The organism is uncultured Bacteroides sp. (assembly GCF_905207245.1).
Lineage (GTDB): Bacteria > Bacteroidota > Bacteroidia > Bacteroidales > Bacteroidaceae > Bacteroides.
The window spans coordinates 15,794-37,428 of sequence record NZ_CAJLKP010000030.1 but is presented as its reverse complement, the minus strand read 5'-3'; the positions used below and the strand labels follow the sequence as shown (position 1 = coordinate 37,428).

The following is a 21,635-nucleotide window of genomic DNA, read 5'->3' as shown; positions in this document are numbered from 1 at the left end:
TAACTTTTTGAGTATTTCTAAAAAGATATCACTAGAGTACTTTTTGATAATTTGAGTTTTGGTGAATTGCTCATGCTTTAAGGGGATTTGTCTCTTTAATAATGCCTTTTAAAATAGAACCAATTTAAAAATATATTAATATGAAAAACATTTTTATGCTAACGAACAAAAATGAACGAAAAATAGGAGGAAAACGATTTTCTGCAATCCTACTATTGTTGTGTTTATCTCTGTTTACTGTTTATGGTCAGGGAAAGAAAAATATTAAGGGATTAGTCACTGATGAGAAAAATGAACCGTTAATAGGAGTCAGTGTAGTAGAACTTGGTACTTCTAATGGTACAGTAACGGATATAGATGGAAAGTTTGATTTGAATGTTTCATCAAATTCGATTTTGAAGTTTAGCTATATCGGTTACGATGTCCTTGAGAAAAAGGTTGGCACACAAACAATGATGAATGTTGTTTTAACTGAGGCTGCTTCAGAATTGGACGAAGTTGTAGTAGTAGGTTATGGAACTGTAAAAAAACGTGATTTAACTGGCTCTGTTACGTCTGTTGATTCGGAAAAACTGTTACAGAGTCCGGCGTTATCTGCAGCGGAAGCTATTCAAGGTAAAGTTCCGGGTGTACTGATACAAAACACAAGTTGGACTCCGGGTTCTACTCCTTCTATTCTTATTCGTGGTACACGTTCTATCAAAGCAGGAAATGATCCGTTGTATGTAGTGGATGGTATTCCTATTTCAACAGCTCCTAATTTGTTTGCACCTGGTGATATAGAATCAATAGAGGTTCTCAAGGATGCCTCAGCTACAGCTATTTATGGTTCCAGAGGTGCTAATGGAGTTATTATTATCACAACGAAGAAAGGTAAGAAAGGAAAAGTACAGGTTGATTATAATGGTTATTATGGCATCCAGACCATTCAAAATAAGCTGGAATTAATGGATGGAGCAGAATATGCGGAGTATGTGCGTGAAGCTTATAGGGCTGCCGGACAATACGACTCTGCAGTACCTAATATGGAACTGGATAAAACATTACCTTCGTTTACTGGCGATGATTACACTTGGCAGTCTGTTGCAATGGCTTATGATGAAAGCGGTAATTATGATCCCAGTAAAGTGCGTTCCGGTGCTTTGTGGTGGAACGAAGTAGAACGTACGGGTATAGTGACTGACCACCAACTCGGCATTAGAGGTGGAGGTGATAAAATGCAGTTTGCTTTTAATACTACATACTTCAGGAATGAAGGTATTTATAAGAATCAAGACTACTCGCGTTATACAGTAAAGTTGAGTGTTGATGCGGAGGTTACTAATTGGTTGAAGATAGGAGGGCAGTCACATTTTAGTCATTCATTGCAGAATAGAGGTTCGAATTTCCAGGATTGCTGGCGTGTTAATCCGCTTGGACGATTGTATGATGATGATGGAGTACCTACGTTGATGACCTCGGGTGGTGACTCTCAATGGTGGAATCCTCTTCAATATTTGGAGCCTAATGCTGTAGTAAATCCGTTGAAGATTAACCGTTTCTTAGGTAGTTATTATGGAGAAATCAAGCTTCCGTTGGATGGACTTAAGTATCGTGCAAATATTGGTATTGATTTCCATTCTCGTCAGGATTACTCTTTTTTATCTTCAAATGCAAGACAAGGTAATCCTAATCAGGCAAAGAATGCTACTCAACAAACCTATGCTTATACATTTGAAAATCTGTTATTCTATGATAAGCAGTTTGGAAAACACTCTATCGGGGTTACCTTGCTGCAATCTATTCAGCGCAATAGAACTGAAAGTTTAAGTGCTACTGTTCAGGATTTACCTTCGGATGATCTGCTTTTTAATGACATTGCATCAGCATTGGATATAACAGGATATGACAGTAATAACCAGGTATGGAGCCTTGCTTCTTTCATGGGTCGCTTGAATTACAATTATAAAAGCAGGTATTATGCTACATTCTCAATGCGTTATGATGGCTCTTCACGCTTAGCAGACGGGCACAAGTGGGTTTCTTTCCCTGCTTTTTCATTGGCATGGAGAGTAAATGAGGAAAGTTTCCTTAAGAATTTTGATAAACTTGATAATTTGAAATTGCGTTTTGGATATGGTGTAACTGCCAATACTTCTATTAATCCTTATCAAACAAAGGGATTGTTATCAAAGAAGTATTATAATTATGGAGAAAATATGGTTATTGGTTATACCTCCTCCAGCTTGCCGGATAAAACATTGACTTGGGAAACTACCGGGCAATGGAATGTAGGTGTCGACTTCAGCTTTTTCCGTGGGCGTTTGAGCGGAACGGTTGATGCTTATCTGCAAAATACACATGATTTGCTGCTTGACCGTCAGTTACCTGCTGTCTCTGGCTATACGAGTGTGCTTACTAATGTTGGTAAGACAAGGAATAAAGGCATTGAAGTTAGTTTATCTACTGTAAATATACAAAATAAAGACTTTACATGGTCTACAGATTTTATGTATTCAACTAATAAGGAAGAAATAGTAGAGTTGTATAATGGAAAAGTAGATGATATAGGCAATAGCTGGTTTATAGGCGAAGCGCTTGGGGTATATTATGATTATAAGAAAATAGGTATCTGGCAGGATACTCCAGAAGATCTTGCAGAAATCGAACAATATAATAAGAATGGTCACAAATTTGCGCCGGGAATGATTAAATTGCTGGATATTGATGGAAATCATAAAATTACTGCGGACAATGATCGTATGATCCTTGGACAAACACGTCCCAAACATATTTTTAATCTTAGCAATACATTTGTTTATAAAGGTTTTGACCTGAATGTTGTTCTTTATGGAACTTTAGGCGGAATGTTGAGAAATGCAGTTCGCGTGAATCACCAGTCTTATCGTAATAATAGTGTGAAATTTGACTATTGGACTCCGAATAATCCGACTAATGCTTATCCGCGTCCTAATAGGTTGTATGACAATATAGAGTATGAATCTTCATTATATTATGAAAAATCTGATTTTTTACGTGTTAAAACAATAACATTAGGGTATACATTACCTAAGAGTCTGGTTAATAAAGCAACTTTATCTAATTGTCGCTTATACGTTACTGCACAGAATCCTCTTGTATTTACAAACTATACAGGAGTCGATCCGGAAGGAGCGGCAACCTATGCTTCACCAAGTGTAAGTAGTTGGATATTTGGTGTGAATGTTTCTTTTTAAACTAATAAAATAAGAATAAAATGAAAACTATGAAATATAGAAAAAGCATCGGCATAATTTTTACGATGGTTTGCGGATTTATCTCCCTGATAAATATTAGTTGTGACGATTTTCTCTCAGAGAAAGAAGTTCCTCGTATAACAAGTGATTTTTATAAAACTGAACAGGGCATACTGGCTGCTGTTGATGCCACCTATGCTTATATGCGTTTTGGAGTGGGTGGAGAGTTCTCTAATGTTTTTACAGAATTAGGTACTGATCTGATAACAGGTGCGGAGGGAGCTTTGAGTTATCCCTATAATTTATATAGTGCAACTTTGTCACCAACAGAATCGAAATTATATAGTTTGTGGGAAAACCATTATAAAGCTATCGGAGTGACAAACTTGGTATTAGATGCCCTGCCAGAGGCGAGTATATCAGAAGCTGAAAAAGAGAGCTATGGTGCTGAGATGAATTTCTTTCGTGCATACTTTTACTTTGACTTAGTTCAACAATTTGGCAAAATACCTTTGGTCACTAAGGCAATACAAGAACCTCAGACTGACTTCAAACGTTCTTCTGTAGCAGATGTTTATAAGCTTATTATCAGTGATTTAAGATATGCAGCAGAACATCTTCGTGAATCGGCAACTGGTACAGAACAAAGTAAGGCTACTAAATATGCTGCTGCTCATTTGTTGTCTAAGGTTTATCTTACACGTGGTAGTGCAGTAACTGATCAGCGTGGACAATTGTCAACTGATATGGATAGCGCTTATTACTATGCAAAAAGAGTAATAGACAGCCCCAAGTATACTTTATTGGATAATTATTCGGATTTGTGGGATGTTAACAACATGGGAAATCGTGAGGTTATCTTTTCCATTCAGTTTACTCTTGATCCGATATACAATGGAGATGGAAATAAGTCTCACTTATATTGGGGATCGTGGTATGAAGATCAACCTGGTATGATGCGTGATATAGCTAACGGCCGTCCTTATCGTTTTCATCGTGCTACTAATAAGACGATGTTTGAGTTATTTGATCGTAAAAATGATTCCCGTTTCTATAAGAGTTTTAAATGGACTTACTATTGTAATAAAGCGACTTCTTCTTTAGCCATAGGAGATACTGCTATTTATTATAGTTTAAATGCTCCTAAAAACAGAACATATAAATATAAATATTTTCAATGGAACAAGGATGATCCAAGCAAGAATAACAGGTATTATCCCATTGTGCTGAAATATGAGGATCCATTAAGAGAAACGGCAAATGAACAGAAAGGGGTACGCGAATGGGTACGTATGCGGCTTGGTGAGACTTACCTGATTGCTGCGGAAGCAGCAGGTCGTAAAGGGGATTACAATTTGGCTGCTGATTTGATTAATGTTATTCGTGAGCGTGCTTCCTGGAAGTCCGGTGAGAAAAAGGTACCTCAATATTGGCTGGAAGAAGGTGGAGAAATGGACAACACGGAATCTACTTATGAAAATATAAAAGTGACAGCAGATGACTTGAAGGAAAACTTTGTCGATTTTATGTTGGATGAAAGAGGACGTGAACTTTTAGGCGAATACACAAGATGGGAAGATTTGGTACGTTGTGAGAAATTAGTTGAGTACGTGAAAAAATGGAATCCGGATGCGATGAAGAATATTCAAGAGTATCACAAATTGCGTCCAATTCCTCAAAAGCATATTGACCGACTGAATCCTCGTGGTTCTGATGAGGAAGAGCAGAATCCTGGATATTTCTAATTCCACCTAAGAACTTATGTAATGTAAGGAGTTAGCTCATCAACGAGCTAACTCCTTATTAAATACAATGAGTTACAGGCTAATAAAGGATGTCTATCTTGATAATATAATGCTCTATTGTTTTTACTTTGCCTGTGGGCAATTATGTAGGAAGTAGTGTTATAGATGTTTTTATGGTAAAAAAGAATGATTATGAAAAGGTTACTACTGATATGTCTGTCGTTATGCTTTTGGGGAGAATACAGTTATGCTGTAGAGAAACAGAAGGATATAGAGATTTTATATAATAGATTGTTGGGAGAATATTTATCGGATTCGGTAGACGTTTCTCAAGCGGAAAAAGATTTGGCTGTTATGCAAACTGATGGTAGTTGGAAAGACATTGATTATAAGACAGTGACTTTCTATTTCGATGCAGACCGTCATCTCAAAAGATTAAGAAACATAGCGTTGGCCTATAGTAAACCTGGAAATAAGCTATTTCATGAGTCGGAATTGCGAAAGAAGATAATTCTTGGGTTAGACTATTTCCGGATAACTAATCCCGATTCCGGAAATTGGTGGTACCGGGATATTGGGGCTCCTTCCCAATATATGGTTCCTCTTCTTTTGTTGAAGAAAGAACTGAAAAGAGAAGATTTGATGAGGCTTTCTTCTTATCTGGTTGATAAGACAGATAATGTGGCACATAAAGGCAAGAACAGGACATGGGTATCTGTAGTCTTGATACATAAAGGCTGTATAGAAGATAATTATGAGTTAATAGCCAAAGGATTTTCTTCCATTGCTTCTACCATATATGTAGAAGAGAAAGATGATGAAGGAATGAAGAGAGATAATAGTATCCATCAGCACCGTCCTCAACTTTATTCGGGTGGATATGGAATGTCACTGATGTCCGATTTGGCAGAGTATATTACTTTAGCTAATAAAACATCTTTCATAAAGTTTTTTACTTTGGATAAGATAAAGTTAGTATCGGATGTTTTTCTGAAAGGAACACAGATGTTCGGATACAGGGAGGCATATGATTTCGGAACGATTGGGCGGGGGATATGTCGACCGAATTGCTTGAAAAATATGTCTACACACACATTAGATTTAATGCAAGAGGTTGATCCTGCTCATGCAAAGGATTATGAGGCATGGAAAAGGCATATTAATGGTGCAGCTTTTCCAGTGCCTGGAAATACACACTTCTGGAAATCGAACATTATGACCCATCATGGGTCTGACTATTATATGTCTGCCAAAATCATTTCCGTGCGCACAAATGGTACGGAAATGCTAAACGGACAGAATTTGAAAGGTTATTATCTGCCATTGGGAGCAACTAATATAATGACTACCGGTCATGAGTATGATGATGTCTTTGTTGTCTGGGATTGGACACGAGTGCCGGGAACAACGGCGGTTGCTAATCAGTCGACTGCTGAGTTACGTTGGTATCTGTTCGGCTCGAATCAATTTGGCGGGGGCGTTAGCAACGCCCATAATGGAGTAATGGCTTATGAACATGCTTATCAGGGTGTAGAAGCTCGGAAAGCCTACTTTTTTATGGGAGATGCTATGGTATGTATGGGAAGTAGTATTAAAGCAGCCCGTACGCAGGAAGTGCGTACTTCGGTAAACCAATGTCTGGCAAATGGCGAGGTTACATATGGCTTGTCGGGACATGCATACCGGCTAACGGATAACTTATCCGACAAAAAGATTGATTGGGCTTATCATGATAATATAGGATATATTTTTCCGCAAAATGAGAGTGTGACGTTGAGAAAAGCCAAGCAAACAGGTGCTTGGCGGGAACTTGAAGTAACGGCAAGTGAGAAACCTGTAACGAAAGAGGTTTTTAGTTTATGGATTTCGCATGGTAATACCCCACAGCATGAGGATTATTGCTACATAGTAGTGCCTGATAAGCCTCTTTCTTATTTTACAGATAAGAAGTTTGAGAATGAAATTAAAATTATAGCCAACACGGAGCAGATACAAGCAATTACTGATGGGAATAAGAGACAATATGCTGCCGTCTTTTATGAACCGGGTGAAATACGGTTTTCAGATGATTTGGTGGTAGCGGTTAATAAAAAGGTTTTGTTATACATGGAGGAGAAAGACGGTCAATATGAAATAGCTGTAGCTGATCCTTTGTATAAAGAGGAGTCTGTTCATTTAAGTCTGAATGGAATGCAGATGGATATAGCATTCCCTTCCGGCGACTATTTCGGTAGTTCAGTGATAAAGCATATTGCAAAAAGCATTAAATAAGTGCAAAAGCACTATCCATGGAAATTGCTAAAGAAATAACAAACTCCGTCAAATAAGCGAGTCATCTTTTTGCTTATTGGCTTCCCTATATTCTCTGGGAGTTTGATTATAGCGTTTGGCAAATTCTTTATAAAAATGCGACCGGTTGGTAGCCGCTATCCGATACATGACTTCTTGTATGTTTAATGTTGTCGTTAACAGCAATTTTGCAGCATATTTCATTTTCTGCTCTTTTATGAAGTCTTTGGGAGATGCTTGGTTCAGTTTTTTAAACTTCCGGTATAAATTTCTACCACTGGTTTGCATTGCTTCGGCCAATTCATCGGGACCGAATTCTGCATTATCCATGTTTTCATTGATTATCTCTATAGCGGTTTGCAGGTATTCTTTATCCTCATTTTGTAATAATTGTCCTCCGCTATAGTCAAATGCACTTGCAGAAGAGTTATAGTATTGCTTTAACTCTTCTTGCTTTTTTATAAGTTGTTTGATAATGGTTCTAAGGTATTGTGTATTGAAAGGTTTGGGAATGTAAGCATCCGCTCCGGATTCTATACCTTCTATCTTCTCATCGGTTGTGTTCTTGGCCGAAAGAATTACCAATGGAATGTGCGCAGTGTGCCTATTGCTTTTAAGTTGTTTAGTCAGAGTGATTCCATCAATTTTAGGCATCATGATATCTGTGATAATCAGATTCGGAGTTTCTTGTTTTAATAGTTCCAACCCTTCTTCTCCGTTTTCGGCAGTTAGGATTGTATATTTGTCTGATAATATGTCCTTCAACATCCACAACAATTCTTTATTATCATCAATAATCAGAATTGTGTTTTTCAGTTGGCTATCTTCTTCTTCACTATTGGCTGCTTCGGATAGTGTTACCTCTGTTTTATAATTGGGCAGTTCCATTTTGGAAGATTCATGTTGGTGTATATTTCCCACTTTCTTTGCGGCTTCAAGCACAGGTAAAGTCACAATAAATTGGGCATATTGATTTACTTCACTTTCCACGCTAATGGTTCCATGTAGCAACTCTACCATACTCTGGCAAATGGCGAGCCCTAATCCGTTTCTGGATGATAAGCCTTTTATACTATTTTCTTTGATATTGTCGAGTATGTTGTATCGATTAAATATTAACGGCAGGTTCTCTTTACTGATACCCTTTCCCGTATTATAAACTTTAATGTTTAGTGTATCTTCTTTTTTTATGGATATACGGATAATCCCATTTTCCGGTGTGTATTTGAAAGCATTGGAAATAAGATTATTGAGGATTTTAGTAAAACCGCTGTAGTCACTTTGCCAGATGATATCCGGAGTGATGTCTGTTTCCAACTGAATTCGATTCTGTTCGGCCAATTCATCAAATGATTCAATGATTTCGTTGCCCAATTCGCTGATATTTAATTTTTGTATGTGGCATATCTGATTACCGGTTTCCATACGGCGGAAGTCGATGACTTCCTGTATCAGGCTGTTAAGCCGTTCGGTATTTGATTTAATAATCTGGGCATACTTTTTTATAAAGTCATCACTGTGTGCGTAATTGAGTATCCTTTCGCATGGCCCGTAGATAAGTGTGAGCGGAGTGCAGAATTCATGTGTAATATTGGTGAAGAAACGTAACTTTCCTTCGTACATTTCTTCTTTATATTTTTCTTTCAGCCTTCTGTCAATGGAAGCTTTTCGCCGTTCGTACTTCCAGCGAATATATCGGAAAAGTCCTATGCCTGCTCCTATAAGTAGTAGAAAGTAGATTATTTGAGCAGGGATGCTCCAGTACCAGGGAGGGAGGATGGTGATGTATATACTTTGGGTTAAGTTTTCATTGCTACTGTTCCCATCATTATACTTTACCCGCAATATATAATTGCCAGGAGGAATATTGGTAAATTGTGCTTCGTTGGAACGTGTGTCCATCCATACATCGCTAAAATTTTCCAGTTTATAGGAGTACTTACTATTCTCTCCGTTAATGAAATCCATAGCTACAAAAGAAACAGCAAAGAAATTTTGATTATGCTTCAATACAATTGTCCCTTTGTCGCCTTCCCTTTTCTTAAATTCAGATATGTTATAATCTTTATTGAATATCCTGAGCTTAGTAAAGAAAATATCCGGAATAAAATCTTCTCTCTTTTTTTCTCCATTTTCTATCCATACAATACCATCTACGCCTCCAAAGAAATATCGGTTTCTTGTATTGTCTTGAAAATAAGCGTTATCACTAAACTCTATTACCTTTAATCCTGTTTTATGATTAAGGTTTCGGAATGTGTTCTTATGTGGGTCAAATAAAATGATACCAGTATTACTGCTTAGCCATAAGTTGCCTTGAGGATCTTCTGCGATACCATGTATGGTATTGTTGGGCAATCCTTCATTTTCATTGAAGTTTTTATAATCGTATTCACCATTGGGTAGTAAAGTCAGTCTGGTGAGCCCATAACTGCTTCCTACCCATATAACCTTATTTTTGTCTTGATGTATACAGAGAATATCATTCATTGGGGCTATTCCGTTTTTGTCGAATGTGATGAGGCGGTAGGCTTCAGTTTGTGTATTCAGACGAATGACTCCATTTCCCCGCATTCCAATCCAGAGAATAGAGTCATTTTCCGGATAAATGGAATATATTTGATTGTACTGCTGTCTGTTGGGTACTCTGAAATAAATGGTACGTATTTCTTTTGCCTGAATTGTATTCCCATGTGCTTCAATACTGATTCTGAATAATCTGCTTCCGGAGCCTATCCATAGCAATGAGTCACAGGTTTCACTCATAGAATGTACACGTGTAATTTTTGAGGTGGTATTGTTGATAAGCGGATGTATTTTGTTGTCTTGGTAAGAATAATAGTTTAATCCGGGACCGTCCGACCCAATCCATAATATAGGGTGTTTCTTGCTTGCAGTAAAAGCAAAGACTGCATTATTGGCTAATCCATCCTTGACAGTGAAATGGGTTACATTAGCTGCTGAATATTCCCGCGCAACATCGTAATCCTTAATTCTGATAATGCCATTATCCTTGGTTCCTAACCACAGAGTGTTTTGATGGTCTGTATAAAGTGCCCGAATGGGTCTTCTTTTGTTAATAGGTAGCTGGCTCAGAGATAGGTTGCTGAACGCATATTCATCTTTGGTCCATGCATATATACCTTGCCCGTCTGTACCAATCCAGATAATGTTTTGTTGTTCATCTTTCCATAATGAGAATACTCCACAATTAATTTCTATTTTCTCTAATTCATATCCCTTAGCTGCATCGAGCCGGATAAGGCCGTTAGTTTTAAAACCGATGAGGAGATCATCGTTATCGAAAATGATGGAACCGATTTCCCCACTCTCATTAATTAGCTTACTCAGATTTTTAACGAAATGAATGCCTTGAGCTGTTATATAATAAATGTCCTTGGCGGAGTCGACAATGATAATTTTCTTGTTATGGTAGAATGCATACTCTATGGGGCGGGCATGTTTAAAATCACTATGCCTTTTAATGTTGGGTTGACCAGAGTCTGTATCAGATACGGTATATCTCTCCAGGATTCCCTGGTGATTGATCCAAATAGTATCTTGTGCATCAATCAGCATACCCAATACTGTATTATATTCTATCCCTTTATGTACAGGAAGGTCGATAAATTTGTTTTCAACTTTAGAATAGAAAGACAAGATATCCGGTTTACTGAGAACATACAAATTATCGTGGCTGTCTTTAGCCATATAAGAGTTTTCTCCGAATTCATTGTAATATGCCTCTATGGTATTGCTTCGTTGCGATAACTTATTAAGTCCCCACTTGGTGCTGATCCACAGATAAATACTGTCTGTTTCTATTATATTTCTGATAACATTGCTTGATAAACTGTTTTGGTTGTTGATGTCGGGCTTATAAATATAGATATTCCGACTGTCATACATGTTGAGCCCGTCATAGGTTCCGATCCATAAAAAACGTTCGTCATCTTGAAACAGGCAAGTAACAGAACTGTTGGATAAACCATCCCGGTTACTGATTTGTCTAAGATTGTGCGAATAAATATTATTTGTTACACAAGAAAAAAATAATAAGAGCAGCAATGTATGTTTTTTCATGGGGCTATTCATATTTGTTTAAGTACTAGATGCAAACAAAGATATGATTTTTTTCTGTGCTTCAATCTGAAAAAAATGCTTTAAAATGGCATAATTATGTCTTGGGACGATAACTATACAAAAATGGCGAAGATGGACACGTTCTTTGTCGTGTCGGCGTATATTATTGGCGCTTCTGTAGATATTACTATATTGATTATTGCCTATTTTTGCATCATTCATTAAAAATGTAATCTATATTATGAAACGAATTTTATCAGCATTCTTGTTTATTGCATTATTTCATTTATCATTATTAGCCGGACCAACAGGGAAACTTAATGTTCTTCGCTGTGAATATTTGGTTGCCCCGTTAGGAATAGATGTAACTTCTCCACGTTTGAGCTGGCGATTGCCGGCTGATGTTGATGTCCAGGAAGCCTATCAGGTTATTGTAGGTACAGATTCCGTTCGGGTTGCTCAGGGAATGGGTGATAGCTGGGATTCCGGTAAACAGGCAATATCAGATGTTTTGGTTGTTTATGCCGGACAAAAGCTTCAACCTTACACGCGATATTACTGGAAAGTGTGTGCCTGGGATAGTAATAAGATGTATACGAGTGACGTAACTTATTTTGAAACCGGAGTAATGGATAAACACAACTGGAAGGGTAACTGGATATCAGATACTCATAATATACATCTGAAACCTGCTGCATATTTCAGAAAAGAGTTAGAAGCGAAACGTACTATCCGGGAAGCCCGTGCATATATTGCCGTTGCCGGATTATACGAACTTTATATCAATGGTTCACGGGTTGGAGACCATCGTCTTGACCCCGCATATACCCGTTTTGATAGGCGTACTTTATATCTGACACATGATATTACACAGCTATTGAAGCAAGGAAATAATGCCATTGGTGTACTATTGGGAAATGGCTGGTATAATCACCAGTCTACTGCTGTGTGGAACTTCGATCAGGCGCCTTGGCGTGGCAGACCTAAATTCTGTATGGATATCCGTGTGGTATATGACGACGGAAAGGTGGAATTCATTTCTACTGGTCAGGACTGGAAAACCTCTTTGAGTCCGGTAATTTTCAATAGTATTTATACGGCTGAACACTATGATGCGCGGCTGGAACAACCCGGTTGGAATACTCCGGGATTTGATGATAAGAAATGGAAAAATGTAAGTTGCACTTCTGCTCCGTCACCTCTGATCGTATCTCAGCAGATGCATCCTATACGGGATGTGGAGAAGCTCTGTCCGGCAAAGATGATTAAACTTTCTGATTCTATTTATTTATTCGACTTAGGACGAAATATAGCAGGTGTCAGCCAATTGACCGTCAAAGGAAAACCTGGTACGGAAGTTCGTTTGAAGCATTCTGAGAGAATCGGAGAAGATAATAGAGTAGATATGTCTAATATTGATTATCATTATCGCCCTACAGATGATTCAGATCCTTTTCAAACGGATATCTTTATTCTGAGTGGTACGGGAGAAGAAACATTTCGTGCCCGTTTTAATTATAAAGGTTTTCAGTATGTTGAAGTAACAAGTAGCGAGCCGGTTGAATTGACTGATAATAGCTTGAAAGCCTACTTCATGCACAGTGATGTTCCTGTTGCCGGTAGAATATCATCATCTGATGAACTATTGAATAAGATATGGGCGGCAACGAACTCTGCATACCTTTCAAACTTGTTTGGCTATCCTACGGACTGCCCCCAACGGGAGAAGAATGGGTGGACGGGAGATGCCCATATTGCTATTGAAACCGGACTTTATAATTATGATGGTATCACTGTTTATGAAAAGTGGTTGGCCGACCATCAAGATGAACAAGCTCCTAATGGAGTGCTTCCTGCCATTATTCCTACAGGGGGATGGGGATATCATTGGGGAAATGGTGTTGACTGGACAAGTACGGTGGCTATCATTCCTTGGAATATTTACCTGTTCTATGGAGACAAACATTTGCTTGAATCTATGTATGACAATATCAGAAGATATGTGGATTATCTGAATTATACATACCCTTCGGGCATCACGGACTGGGGGTTAGGAGATTGGATTCCTATAAAGTCACATTCCTCCAAAGAGCTGACTTCATCCATCTATTATTATGTCGATACGGATATCCTGGCTAAAACAGCCAGAATATTGAACAAACAACAAGATTATGAAAAGTATTCTGCTTTAGCGCAAAAAATAAAGAATAGCATCAATGCCCGCTTTCTGAATGAAGAAACAGGTATTTATTGTGATGGAAGCCAGACAGAGTTAAGCGCACCACTCTATTGGGGAATAGTCCCTGAACATCTGAAAGAATTGGTGGCTCACAACTTAGCAGAGAAAGTGAGTAAAGACGGTAGTATGGATGTAGGTTTACTGGGTAGTAAAACTATTCTGAATGCTTTGAGTGCGAATGGGTATGCGGATCTGGCTTATCAACTTGCTTCCAAAGACACCTATCCGTCCTGGGGTTGGTGGATAAAGAATGGGGCAACTACTCTTTATGAGAATTGGCGTATTGATGGAAAAAAAGATATTTCATTAAACCACATCATGTTTGGAGAAATCAGCGCTTGGTATTATAAAGCATTGGGAGGACTTTACCCTGATTCTTCGAAGCCCGGATTCAGACATATTATATTAAGACCCAATTTTGTAGTAGGTTTAGATGCTTTTGAAGCAAGTCATGTTTCCCCTTATGGAGAAATTGTTTCATCATGGAAAAAGAACAGGGGTAAGGTGCAATATATGATTACTATTCCTTCAAACAGCTCTGCTACCTTATATCTAAATGAAGCTTATAAAATAGAATGTAAAGAGATAAATGCCGCTACTTTATCTGCTATGCGCAAGAAGGGAGATGGCATTGAACTGCTGACCGGTACTTATCATTTTGAAATTAAAACTAAATAATTGAGGGCACAGCTTTGGGCTGTGCTTTTTTTTATCCTCTCCTTACTTACTCCCTACCTTCTCTTTACCTTCTCCCTACTTACTCCTTACCTTCTCCTTGTTTTATATAAGGAGAAGGTAGGGAGTAGATACAATTCTGATGCAGTTTAAACACGTCTGAAGTACCGATTTATTCCGCAATACATGTCCAGTTTCGCCCAAAATGTATGTTTTCTCAAGATGTCCGTTTCTGTCATATTAATGGCAATACTGGATGCGTTTATGTACCATTAACCATCTAACTTTGCCGGTATAAACAACATCATTAGTATGTTTTCAATATGCATTGATTACGCATTAAGGTAAAAAAGATTTTTAGTAAAGTGAGAGGGTGAAGATTGCACGTACATGATTCACCCCTCCTTTCAAAGAGTAGAAAAAACATTTGTTTAACCTTTAATATTTCTGTAAGTATGGAAAAACATTCTCCTTGATTTTCTTAGAGTAAGAAGAAATCATTCTTTATTACACTCTCTTTTAGTAAGTTTCTTAATGAACTATTTCTAATATTAATAATACACAATTATGCGAAACAAACTCAATGTCCAGAAGAAAATGATTCTTAGGCATTATTGGCTGGAAGATATCATGCCATTTTCTAAGAAGTCCATTTTAATGGCGACACTTTTGTCGCTTGGCTTAGCTACAACTACTGATGTTTATGCCGCTAAAGACAATCAGGCACAGATCGGTGAAGTTGTGGCAAGCACTCAAGGTGTTATGCAAACTGCTAAAAAACTAACAGGAAAAGTAGTGGATGCCAAAGGTGAGTCTATCATTGGTGCAACAATTAAAGTGAAAGGAACCACGCAGGGCGCCATCTCTGATATTGATGGTAACTTTAATTTGCCTGTTGATGTTCCTAATCCTACAATAGAAATTTCATTTGTTGGTTATCAAACCAAAATAATGAAAGCTACGGCTGGAACGCCTCTGGTTATTACTTTAGAGGAAGATACCCAATTGCTTGATGAGGTGGTGGTAGTTGGTTACGGTACTCAGAAGCGTATGACAATGAGCTCGGCTGTTGCTACCGTACAGGGGGATAAGATTAAGGCTCCCGTTGCTAATGTATCCAATCAGTTGGGAGGACAGATACCGGGCATTATTACCCGTCAGACTTCCGGTGAGCCGGGAAAGGATGCAGCGACTGTGTTGTTGCGTGGTAATAAACCGCTGGTTCTGGTCGATGGTATCGAACGCCCGTGGGAAAAAGTAAACCAGGCTGATATTGAATCTATTTCTGTACTGAAGGATGCTGCTGCGGTTGCTCCTTACGGTTTGAAAGGGGCCAATGGCGTAATTCTGATTAATACGAAACGAGGAAAAGAAGGTAAAGTAACCTTGACTTATGATGGTTCGGTTGGTTTTCAGACTCCGATGAATACTCCTGATTTCCTGAATGCATATGATGCATTGACCTTATACAATGAAGCGTTGAGAATGGATGGACGCGACAAAGAAGTATATGGTGATGATCTGCTGCAGAAGTATAAGGATGGTACTGACGACCGTTACAAAAATACAGACTGGATGGATGAGTACATGAAGACTACCACTACTACTCGTCACAATGTCTCTCTGAGTGGTGGTAATAAGTTTATCAATGCGTTCGCCTCTTTCGGATATATGTATCAGGGCAGTATGATGGGTAAAGACACTGGATATGACAGATTTAATCTCCGTTCTAATGTCGATTTTCATCCGATAGACATTACTAAAGTGAGTGTTGATATCAATCTGGCTTACGATACTAAGAAGAGCCATTATTATGATGGTAAAAAGATGATGGAAGACCTGTATCGTTTGTGTGCTCCGACAGTCCCCAATATGGTTGGCGGAAAACCAGCCATGCAGGGTGGTGGTTCCAGTATGTATATGGGGGTGCATGATGGAGCTGATAAGACATACAATAATAATTTTCAGAATATAACAGTTTCTTTAGATCAGCAACTGCCATTTTTGAAAGGTTTGTCTGCAAAGGCTTTATTCAGTTACGACCGTCAGATTTATGATGCAAAAGAATGGCAATATCCTTTCACTGCTTATGCCTATAATGATGCTGGTGAAATTGAAGAACAACAAGGTGGTGAAGCGAAACCGTCTCTTAACATCACAAATAAGCAATGGACTTATTATACTATTCAGGCTCATTTGAATTATGAAAGAAGATTCGGTAAGCATGAGGTTGGTGTATTAGGTGTATTTGAAAGGAGATGGGGTAATACGGTAGAAACCAAAGCCGGTAGAAAGAATTATGATTTTATGATTCCGGAATTGAATATGGGTAGTCCGGTTGCGGAATTTATCAGCAACTCTGGTACCACCACCCGCTTTGGTCAACAAGGTTACGTTATGCGTCTGAATTATAACTATGCGCAGAAGTATATGCTTGAATTGGCAGGACGCTATGACCAGACTTACCAATATGCTCCTGACCGTAGAAGTGCATTTTTCCCCTCCGTATCTTTGGGTTGGAGACTTTCTGAGGAATCATTTATAAAAGATAATTTCTCATTTATCAATAACTTAAAGTTGAGAGCTTCTTATGGTAAATCAGGCAATCCTGTCGGTGATGCATTTTCTTATCTTTCACAATATAAAATTGAAAATGGTGCAGTGTTCGGCAAAAACCCTACCCAATTGCAAAGTTTAGTGGAGGGGGCTGAACCTAATATTTTCCTGACTTGGGAAACTGTCTGGAAAGCTAATATAGGTTTAGACATAAATTTTTGGAATGATTTGTTGATTGCTGAGTTTGACGTATACAGGGACAAACGCTCGGATAAAATTTTGAGCCCAAATGCGATTGTATCTTCCGAATATGGCATTGGACTGGCTAAGGAAAACGCCGGTAAAGATGAAAGGTACGGTTTTGATGCAGCATTGAGCAGCCATTATACTTTCAACTGTGGATTAAAGATGTCTAATTCGGTTTCTTTCGGATTTACTCGTGACAAGCAGATTGAGATTCGTGAAGCTCCCGGAACTAAGAATAATCCAAGAAAGCGTAAGACCGGGCAACCGAGTGGACGCACATGGGGATATAAAGCTGCCGGATTATTTAAGGATCAGGCAGATATTGATAACTGGGCTTATCAGAAGGGCGTATTGCCTGGTGATATCAAATATGTGGATATCAATGGTGATGGCAAGATTGATAGTGAAGACCAGGTTATTATTGGTTTCAACGAGACTCCTGAAGTGATGTGGGGGTATAACCTTCGTCTGGAATATAAGAACTTCGATTTCAGTATGTTCATTCAGGGAGCTGGCGGTTCTGACTATTATTTGGGTAGCAATGGAGACCGTAATGTTCGTTATCCATTCAAGGATGCCATTCATCCGCGCCGTGAACACTTGGATTCATGGACAGAATCTAACCCGAATCCAAATGCAAAATATCCGCGTTTGTCTGCCTCTATCCGTAACCAGAACTATGAAACATCCTCTTACTGGATGGTGAATACTGCTTATGTGAAGCTAAAATCATTGCAGATTGGCTATACTTTTAAACCGCAATTACTGAAAAAAGCCAAGATGCAGAGTTTACGTTTATATGCTGATTTCTATAATTTGTGGACCATTTATAGCAAAATGCCTGACGACTTTGACGTTGAAAACCAAGCTTTCAACTCATATCCACAACAGATTATCAGCTCATTTGGTGTAAGTGTAACCTTTTAATGCATTATAATTATGAAAAAAATAATATATGGTATCCTTTGTTCCATACTTCTGTTGAATGCTTCGTGCACGGATTTTATGGACAATATAAAACCAACGAATTCTGTTACCGATGAAGGTATTTGGTTGACAGAGTCAAGTGCTATGCTGTTTATGAGTAAGGTTTACAGAGATTTGGATGGACCTTATTATAGCGTAAATGGCTTGAACGACCATGCTGTCGATATCCTGTTTACGGATGACTGTATCCAGATTGGTGAGAAGGCGTCCAATCAATGGAATCTGTTTGACTTCAATGCCTCTTCCGCCCCGATTGACAGATGGGGTAATCGTTATTCTTCCATTCGTAGAGCTAACATTGCTTTGAAGAACTTGCCGGACTCTCCGCTACCTGCTAATGTGAAAGAACGTTTGATGGGAGATTCATACTTTCTGCGTGCAATGTTTTATCTGGAATTATTCCGTTATTACGGAGCAGCTATACTGATTGATAAACCGCTTGACCGCAACACGGATGACATTTTCCTGGCTCGTGCTACACCGGAGGCTACATTGCAATTTATTATTTCTGATTTCCAGAATGCTGCCGACCGTTTACCGGTGACGGTGCCCGATGATGAATTGGGACGTGCGACTAAGGGAGCTGCGTTGGGCATGATGGCGGCCACTTATTTGTATGCAGCCGGAATCATAGATTCCAAATACTATGCAGATGCGGCTAAAACTGCCCGTGTTTTAGTTAGTGGTGATTTGAAAGGTACTTATTCTTTATATCAGAATGGATTTGCCGAGATGTTTTATGAGGATAATGAACACAATAGTGAAGTTATTTTTGATATCCAGTTTGCGTATCCGTATAGATGGTCGAGTGCACAGACTGTTCTGGCTCCTCCTGAACCCGGTACACCGGCTGAATATGGTTGGAGCAAAGACCACCCGACTGCAAGTCTGGCAGATGAATTTGAAATGGCTACCGGTGAACCTTTTGACTGGAATAATCCGGAACATGCTGCAGCTCCTTATGAAAATCGCGACAAGCGTTTCTATGCAACCCTCCACTACAATGGGAAGCCTTGGAAAAACAAGATATTATATACTGCCCAGAATACTCCGGGCAATCTGAATCTGAAGGAGAACCCCAACGGAATGTATAGTGCTGGTAAACCTTCATGCACAAAAACCGGATATTACATTGGGAAATATATGAATCAGGATGTGCTTTGCGGCTATGATAATCGTGGGCGTGGTGTAGGCGGCGGACATAACTTTATCGTTTTGCGTTATGCAGAAATTTTGTTGACTTTGGCCGAGGCAGAGAACGAGGTGAATGGACCGACTGCTGAAGTATATGGTGCAATAAATGAAATACGTGCCCGTGCCGGACAACCTGCACTTCCTACAGGTCTGGACAAAAGTGAAATGAGAAAACGTATTCGTCATGAACGTCGTATAGAACTGGCTCTTGAAGGTAAAAGATGGTTTGATATTCAACGGTGGAAGATTGGTGAGGAAGTGTTGAATAAGGATGCACAAGGTTGCCTTGTGACTTATATAAAACGAGCTGATGGAGAAATCGTTCCTACTTATGAAACGGTATTTGTATGCAAGAAGACATTCATGGCACCTCGCGACTATTTGCTGCCGATTCCACAGTCTGCGCGTGACAAGAATCCTAATTTGGATCAGAATCCTTTGTGGTAAATGATGATTGTATAATTTAAAAGTAGCTATAAGATGAAAAAGATACTATTTTTTATGTTCGTTGCTTTGGCGCTGGCTTTTGTGTCATGTGGAGATGATGACTATACAGTAGACGAGGCTTATGAAAAAGCAGAGATTACAAATGTGACAGTATATAATAGGGCAGAGGGGGTTATGAGTGATAAGACTCAGATTGACTCTGAAGCTGGAACTGTCATGGTTACTCTGAAAAAAGACGCTGATATTACTGATCTGAAGATGATAGCAACCATTTCTGCGGGAGCAACCCTGACTCCGGGTATGGCTGTTGGTTTTCAAGATTATTCCACTCCCCGTACATATACGGTGACTTCACCGGGTAAAACGGTGGTGAAGCAATGGACAGTGACTGTAATACCTGCAGCTAACTAATTAATTAATAACTATGATGAGGCTGTGTCAATATTATTTTGCCGCAGCCTCATTCATTTAAAGAATCAGAATAATGAATAATACTATAGCATGGGGACTGTTTTGCTTCTGTTTATTCTTTATGGCTTGTACCAATAAAGAACAGAATAGTTCGGAACCTATAACAGACAAATATGCGATTCATACGGATGGGAAGACCTTAACTACTGCTGGTCTTCAAAAGGCGATTGATGACTGTGCCAAACAAGGGGGAGGCGTTGTATCTTTACCTGCCGGAAAGTATCTGACCGGAACACTGGTGTTGAAGAAGAATGTTACTTTAAATCTGGAGAAAGGTGCCACGATTCTGGGTAGTAAGAATATTGCTGATTATCCTGATAAAGGAAGACGCAAAGCTCTGGTTTTTGCAGAGAGAGCAGACAATATTTCAATTACAGGTGAGGGAGAGATAGATGGTAATGGATCGGCTTTTAATAAAGGAAATGATGCTCCGAACCGCCCCACTCTGGTACTCCTGCTCGATTGTAATAAGGTTCATGTAAATGGAGTGAAATTATCAAACTCTGGGTTTTGGACATTCCGTTTTGTGCGTTGTGATGGGGTTGATATCAGTAAAGTGTATGTGGAAGGACATGCAAATTGGAATAATGATGGCTTTGATATTGAGAGCCGGAATGTTACTATCACAGATTGTGTAGTTGATACAGATGATGATGCCATCTGTTTCAAGAGTGAAGACCCGGATTATGTGGTCGAGAATGTTACAGTGAAGAATTGTGACCTATCTTCTAACTGTAATTTTATTAAATTTGGTACTGCCAGTGCCGGAGGATTTCGCAATATCCGGGTCTCTGATTGCACCCTTCATAAATGTAGCAGATCTTTGCTTCGTTTTTGGGAAAAACGTGTTCCGGGAGTTTCTGATCCGATTACTGGTATAGCGGGTATGGCCCTTGAAGTGGTTGACGGTGGTTTTATGGAAGATGTTGTCATTTCCGATTTGACGATGGAAGATGTGCAGACACCCCTATTTATCCGCTTGGGTAGACGTAAAACTTCAGAGAAATCTTATCTGAAGGATGTATTGATAAAGAATATCACAGCAAGTTCTGCCAGTTATGTTGCAAGTTCCATTACAGGTGTTCCCGGACTTCGTGTTGACAATGTGGAGATTCGTGATATAGACTTTAAGTTGAAAGGTGGAGGAAAAGTTTCGGATACGATGGTAGAAGTACCGGAGGTTGAAAAAGCCTATCCTGAGAATCGAATGTTCGGCATGATGTTACCTGCTTATGGAGTTTATATACGACATGCTGACAATATTCGTTTTATAAATATGAAGCTCTCAACCGTTGGTGATAAAGAAGAACGGCATGCGGTTGTTGCTGAAGATGTAAACGGACTTGAAATTACCGACTCTGCATTGCAATCTCCGGATAGTGAACTCTCTGTGATTCGCTTGAAAGATTGTAAAAATGTGAAGGTGCCTGAATAATTGTATGTATCCTTGTCAAAAATGTATGCTGTGTGTATTTTGCCTTTTTCTAT

General features: G+C 38.9%; 9 protein-coding genes. 8 read left to right on the top strand and 1 reads right to left on the bottom strand.

The features are described from left to right. The first annotated feature begins 140 nt into the window (after nucleotides 1-140). The 3 genes from QZ135_RS10865 to QZ135_RS10855 all read left to right on the top strand — a co-directional run bounded on the left by QZ135_RS10865 (nucleotide 141) and on the right by QZ135_RS10855 (nucleotide 7,231). Nucleotides 141-3,215 carry a TonB-dependent receptor gene (locus QZ135_RS10865; protein WP_294608871.1) on the top strand — a complete coding sequence of 1,025 codons (3,075 nt, stop codon included), beginning with the start codon at nucleotides 141-143 and terminating at the stop codon, nucleotides 3,213-3,215. Nucleotides 3,216-3,235: 20 nt separating this feature from the next. Further along, entirely contained in the window at nucleotides 3,236-4,960 is a 1,725-nt protein-coding gene (locus QZ135_RS10860) for a RagB/SusD family nutrient uptake outer membrane protein (RefSeq protein ID WP_294608869.1), read from the top strand. A 192-nt stretch (nucleotides 4,961-5,152) separates the two neighbouring features. Then, nucleotides 5,153-7,231, top strand: coding sequence for a polysaccharide lyase family 8 super-sandwich domain-containing protein (locus QZ135_RS10855; protein ID WP_294608867.1), 2,079 nt, complete (start codon nucleotides 5,153-5,155; stop codon nucleotides 7,229-7,231). A 48-nt stretch (nucleotides 7,232-7,279) separates the two neighbouring features. Here QZ135_RS10855 and QZ135_RS10850 read toward each other — a convergent pair whose 3' ends face one another. After that, entirely contained in the window at nucleotides 7,280-11,332 is a 4,053-nt protein-coding gene (locus tag QZ135_RS10850; RefSeq protein WP_294608865.1) for a response regulator, read from the bottom strand. A gap of 241 nt (nucleotides 11,333-11,573) precedes the next feature. Between QZ135_RS10850 and QZ135_RS10845 the strand changes: the two genes are divergently transcribed. The 5 genes from QZ135_RS10845 (at nucleotide 11,574) to QZ135_RS10825 (ending at nucleotide 21,582) form a co-directional block, all read left to right on the top strand. After that, entirely contained in the window at nucleotides 11,574-14,249 is a 2,676-nt protein-coding gene (locus QZ135_RS10845; RefSeq protein ID WP_294608863.1) for an alpha-L-rhamnosidase, read from the top strand. Nucleotides 14,250-14,813: 564 nt separating this feature from the next. Next, nucleotides 14,814-17,975 carry a TonB-dependent receptor gene (locus QZ135_RS10840; protein ID WP_294608861.1) on the top strand — a complete coding sequence of 1,054 codons (3,162 nt, stop codon included), beginning with the start codon at nucleotides 14,814-14,816 and terminating at the stop codon, nucleotides 17,973-17,975. Between the two features lie 12 nt (nucleotides 17,976-17,987). Next, a complete protein-coding gene (locus QZ135_RS10835) occupies nucleotides 17,988-19,676 on the top strand; it encodes a RagB/SusD family nutrient uptake outer membrane protein (RefSeq protein ID WP_294608859.1) in 1,689 nt (562 codons plus the stop codon). Between the two features lie 33 nt (nucleotides 19,677-19,709). Continuing rightward, entirely contained in the window at nucleotides 19,710-20,087 is a 378-nt protein-coding gene (locus QZ135_RS10830; RefSeq protein WP_294608857.1) for a hypothetical protein, read from the top strand. Between the two features lie 73 nt (nucleotides 20,088-20,160). Beyond that, nucleotides 20,161-21,582, top strand: coding sequence for a glycosyl hydrolase family 28 protein (locus QZ135_RS10825; RefSeq protein ID WP_294608855.1), 1,422 nt, complete (start codon nucleotides 20,161-20,163; stop codon nucleotides 21,580-21,582). Nucleotides 21,583-21,635 lie beyond the last annotated feature (53 nt).

What these genes read in the sequence shown, in the direction of transcription:
- QZ135_RS10865 (WP_294608871.1), top strand. Translation starts at nt 141, where the DNA reads ATGAAAAACATTTTTATGCTAACGAACAAAAATGAACGAAAAATAGGA.
- QZ135_RS10860 (WP_294608869.1), top strand. Translation starts at nt 3,236, where the DNA reads ATGAAAACTATGAAATATAGAAAAAGCATCGGCATAATTTTTACGATG.
- QZ135_RS10855 (WP_294608867.1), top strand. Translation starts at nt 5,153, where the DNA reads ATGAAAAGGTTACTACTGATATGTCTGTCGTTATGCTTTTGGGGAGAA.
- QZ135_RS10850 (WP_294608865.1), bottom strand. Translation starts at nt 11,332, where the DNA reads ATGAAAAAACATACATTGCTGCTCTTATTATTTTTTTCTTGTGTAACA.
- QZ135_RS10845 (WP_294608863.1), top strand. Translation starts at nt 11,574, where the DNA reads ATGAAACGAATTTTATCAGCATTCTTGTTTATTGCATTATTTCATTTA.
- QZ135_RS10840 (WP_294608861.1), top strand. Translation starts at nt 14,814, where the DNA reads ATGCGAAACAAACTCAATGTCCAGAAGAAAATGATTCTTAGGCATTAT.
- QZ135_RS10835 (WP_294608859.1), top strand. Translation starts at nt 17,988, where the DNA reads ATGAAAAAAATAATATATGGTATCCTTTGTTCCATACTTCTGTTGAAT.
- QZ135_RS10830 (WP_294608857.1), top strand. Translation starts at nt 19,710, where the DNA reads ATGAAAAAGATACTATTTTTTATGTTCGTTGCTTTGGCGCTGGCTTTT.
- QZ135_RS10825 (WP_294608855.1), top strand. Translation starts at nt 20,161, where the DNA reads ATGAATAATACTATAGCATGGGGACTGTTTTGCTTCTGTTTATTCTTT.